Here is a 4,379-nt window from a genome sequence, read left to right on the forward strand (position 1 = left end):
CTCCGGCAGGCGCACCACCAAGGCGAAGCGGCGGTCGCCCTCGAACACCTGGCCGGCCTCGACGCCGCCCAGCGCCGCACGCACGGCGTCCTGCACGTCGGCGACGTTCAACCCCAGCCGCGCCAGCGCGTCCCGATCGGGCGTGATCTGCAGCACCGGCAGTCCGCTGACCTGTTCGACCTTGACGTCTTCGGCGCCGCGCACCTCGAGCATCGCCGCTTCCACCGCCTCGCCGATTTCCAACAGGCGGTCCAGGTCGTCGCCGAACACCTTGACCGCGACGTCGGCACGCACGCCCGAGCTGAGTTCGTTGAACCGCATCTCGATCGGCTGAGTGAACTCGTAGCTGCTGCCGGGGACCGCCTCAGCCGCGGCCTCCATCTCCCTGACCAGGGCGCCCTTGGGCTTGCGCGGGTCGGGCCATGCCTTGCGGTCTTTGAGCATGACGAAAACGTCGGCGACGCTGGGCGGCATGGGGTCGGTGGCGACCTCGGCGGTGCCCAGCTTGGCGAACACCCGATCGACCTCGGGCAACTGTTTCAGGCGCGCCTCCAGAGCGGCCTGCATCGCCACGGCCTGAGTCAGGCTGGTGCCGGGGATGCGCATGGCGTGCAGCGCGACGTCGCCTTCATCGAGGCTGGGGATGAACTCCGCGCCCATCCGCGTCGCGCCCAGGCCGGCCAGCACCGTGAGCACGGCGGCGCCCGCGACCAGCGCGCGGCGATGGTGCATGGCCTTGTCCAGCAGCGGCGCATACCAGCCTCGGGCCGCCGTCATCGCGCGGCCCTCCTTCTCGTCCACTCGGCCGGTGACGAACAGCGCCACGGCCGCCGGCACGAAGGTCAACGACAGCACCAGGGCCGCGGTCAGCGCCGTCACCACGGTGAATGCCATGGGGTGGAACATCTTCCCCTCGACTCCGGTGAGGGTGAAGATCGGCAGATAGACCAGCGTGATGATCGCCACGCCGACCAGGCTGGGTTTCATCACCTCGCTCGCCGCCTGGGCCGTGAGCTCGAACCGCTCGTCGCGGGTCAGCAGGCGCCCCAGGCTGTGCTGCGCCTGGCCGAACCGGCGCAGGCAGTTCTCGACGATGATCACCGCCCCATCGACGATCAGGCCGAAATCGAGCGCCCCGAGGCTCATCAGGTTCCCCGAGACCCGGTTCTGCACCATGCCGGTGATGGTCAGCAGCATGGCGAGTGGGATGACCGCAGCGGTGATCAAGGCCGCGCGCACATGGCCCAGCAGCAGAAACAGCACCACCACCACCAGCAGCGCGCCTTCCAGCAGGCTGGTCTCGACTGTGCGCAGGGTGCGGTTCACCAGCTCGGTGCGGTCGTAGACCGTGGTCGCGACGATCCCGGCTGGTAGCGCCTTGTTCGCCACCTCCAGCCGCGCGGCGACGGCCTGGGAGACGGTGCGCGCGTTCTCGCCGATCAGCATGAAGGCGGTGCCCATCACCACCTCGCGACCGTTCTGCGTGGCTGCGCCGGTGCGCAACTCCTGGCCGAGGCCCACGTCGGCCACGTCGGCGACGCGGATCGCCACGCCTCTGCGCTCGGCGACGATCACCCGGCGCAGGTCATCCATGCCGTTGGCCTGGCCGGGAACGCGAACCAGGTACTGCTCGCCCGCACGCTCCACATAGCCTGCGCCGACGTTGGCGTTGTTGCGTTCCAGCGCGCCGATCACGTCGACCATGGTCAGGCCATAGGCGGACAGCCGATCCGGCCAGGGCGTCACGTGGTACTGCCGCTCGTAGCCGCCGATGGTGTTCACCTCGGTGACGCCGGGCACGGTGCGCAGCTGCGGACGGATCACCCAGTCCTGCAAGGTGCGGAGGTCCTCCGGCGTCCAGGCCGAGCCGTCGGGCTTGCGAGCGCCCGGCTTCGGCTCGACCACATAGGTGAAGATTTCGCCGAGACCCGTGGCGATAGGGCCGAGCTGCGGCTCCAGGCCGGTCGGGACCTGGCCCTTGGCCGCCTGCAGCCGCTCATTCACCAGCTGCCGGGCGAAGTAGATGTCGACGGCGTCGTCGAACACCACGGTCACCTGCGACAGGCCATAGCGCGACAGCGAGCGGGTGTAGGCCAGCCCCGGCAGGCCGGCGATCGCCGTCTCGATCGGATAGGTGACCCGCTGTTCAACCTCCAGCGGCGAGAAGCCCTGCGCCTCGGTGTTGATCTGCACCTGGACGTTGGTGATGTCGGGCACCGCGTCGATCGGCAGTCGCTGGAAGCTCCACACGCCGAGCGCGCAGAACCCCAGGGCGATCGCCATGACGATCCAGCGCCAGCGGATGGAGAGACAGATCAGACGTTCCAGCATGGCGTCCTCAGTGCTCGTGACCGGCGGCGGACTTCTCGATGTCCGCGCGGATCAGGAAGGAGCCGTCGACGACGTAGGTCTCGCCAGCCTTCAGGCCGCCCAGCACTTGCGCCCAGCCGCCGGCCTGGCGGCCGAGCTGCACCGGGCGGGCCTCATAGACATCGCCGTTACGGACGAACACGACGCTCGCCTCCCCCATCCGCTGCAAGGCCGCGGAACGCACGGCCAGCGGCGCTTCGGACGCCGCGACGGTCACGGCGCCCTCCACCGCCATGCCGGGTCGCCAGAGCCCCTGCGGGTTGGCCAGCCCGGCGCGGGCGACCAGCGTCTGGGTGTCGAACTCGGCCGCCGGCAGGAAGGCTTCGATCTTCGCCTGGGAGACCGCGCCTCCGCCCAGGCTGCGCACCTCCACCGCCTGACCCGGCCGGATCCGTTCGGCGTCGCGGGGGAAGATGTGGAACTCGGCTTGCACCTTCTGCGGATCGGCGATGACATAGATCGCGTCGTCCGCGGCGACGTCGCCGACGTTGAGCGCGCGCTCCATCACCACGCCGCCGATCGGCGCGGGGATCGAATAGGTCTGCAGGCTGTCGCTGGACTCGACGCGGGCGATCACCTGGCCGCGACGCACCCGGTCGCCGACGTTGGCGGACAGGGCGACGATGCGCCCCGGGAACCAGGCCCTGACCTGCGATCTGCCGCCGGCCTGCAGCGCCACACGCCCGGACAGGTCCAGCGTCTCGGCGACGGTGGCGGGGCCGACCTGGGCCACCGTCACACCGGCGGTGCGAGCCGCGGCTGCGGTGATCGTCGTGCGCTTCACGCCATGGCCGGCCTCGGTCTCCTCGTGCGCATGTTCGTGGCCATGCTCGTCGGCCGGCTTCGCCCGCTCTCCGCACGCGGCCAGCCACAGGATCGAGATCGCCAGGACGGCGGCGTGTGCGATGCGGTTCATGGCCGGGTCTCCGCGGCGGTCCAGATGTCGGCGTGGGCGCCGTTGAGGCGGTCGAACGCGGCCTCGTCGAGGTGGTAGGCCTTGAGCGCGGCCAGCCTGCGCGCCCGCGCCTGGCCCAGGGCACGCTGGGCTTCGATGACGTCGATGTAGGAGAAGCCGCCGCGGTTGAAGCCGTCGCGAACTAGCGCCACGGCGCGCTCGGCCTGGGGGATCAGCCGCGCCTCGACGTCCTGGGCCTCGGCGCGCGACGACGCCATGTGCGCGGACAGCCGGGCGGCTTCGCGGGCGCGCTCCAGGCGGGCGGCGGCGATCTCGCGCTCGGCGGCTAGGCGTTCGGCCTGAGCCTGGTCGAGACCCGCGCGATAGCCGTCGCTGCGGCCGATCGGCAGGCTGAACCCGGCCACCGCGGCGACATCGCCGCCTTCGCGGAAGTAGCGGACGCCGAGCGTCCAGGCCGGGTCCTGAACTGCGCGGGCGCGTTCGACGCGCACGCGCGCCTCGGCGGTGTCGCGCTCCGCCGCCAGCAATCGCAGGTCGGCGACGCCTTCGACGGGACCTGCTGGCGACGCCAGGATTTCGAGTGCGCGGGGATCGAGCTCCAACGCCGCTGCGCCGTCCCAGTAACTGGCCAGGGTGCGATGCGCGCTTTCACGTTCCGCCTCGGCGTTGCGCAGCTCGATCCGCGCCTCCTCGACGGAGGCCTGCGCGCGGGCGCCGGCGAACAGGGGGTCGCGCGCCGAACGGACCCGGCGGTCAACCTCGGCAAGCGCGCGCTCGGCCAGCGCCAGCCGGTCCCGGGCCAGCGCCGCCTCCGCCTCGGCGGCAACGGCCTCCACATAAGCCTTCTGCACCTCCGCCAGCAGGTCGAGGCCGCGAACCAGGGCGCGGGCCTGCACGGCGTCGCGCCCGCGCTCGGCCAGGGCCACCCGCGCCTCGCGCTTGCCGCCGCGCTCCCAGGTCTGCTGGTAGTTCAGCGTCGTCTCGGTCCGGTCGAGGAACCCGTAAGGCCCGCTGCCCGCCAGGTTCTCGGCCTCGACGACGATCATCGGGTTGGGCGCCACGCCGGCCTGGGCGATGGCGGCGCGCGCGGCGG

Annotated in this window: 3 protein-coding genes; all 3 read right to left on the minus strand. The window is 71.5% G+C overall.

Going from position 1 to position 4,379, the window contains the following annotated elements:
• The coding region (locus tag Q8R27_RS08285) for an efflux RND transporter permease subunit (RefSeq protein ID WP_305698570.1) at window positions 1-2,331 on the minus strand (2,331 nt) is incomplete at its 3' end.
• 7 nt (window positions 2,332-2,338) lie between these two features.
• Window positions 2,339-3,286 carry an efflux RND transporter periplasmic adaptor subunit gene (locus Q8R27_RS08290; protein ID WP_305698571.1) on the minus strand — a complete coding sequence of 316 codons (948 nt, stop codon included), beginning with the start codon at window positions 3,284-3,286 and terminating at the stop codon, window positions 2,339-2,341.
• The coding region (locus tag Q8R27_RS08295; protein ID WP_305698572.1) for a TolC family protein at window positions 3,283-4,379 on the minus strand (1,097 nt) is incomplete at its 5' end. The genes Q8R27_RS08290 and Q8R27_RS08295, both read right to left, overlap by 4 nt.

This window comes from Phenylobacterium sp., from assembly GCF_030697305.1.
Taxonomy (GTDB): Bacteria; Pseudomonadota; Alphaproteobacteria; order Caulobacterales; family Caulobacteraceae; genus Phenylobacterium.

What these genes read in the sequence shown, in the direction of transcription:
- Q8R27_RS08290 (WP_305698571.1), bottom strand. Translation starts at nt 3,286, where the DNA reads ATGAACCGCATCGCACACGCCGCCGTCCTGGCGATCTCGATCCTGTGG.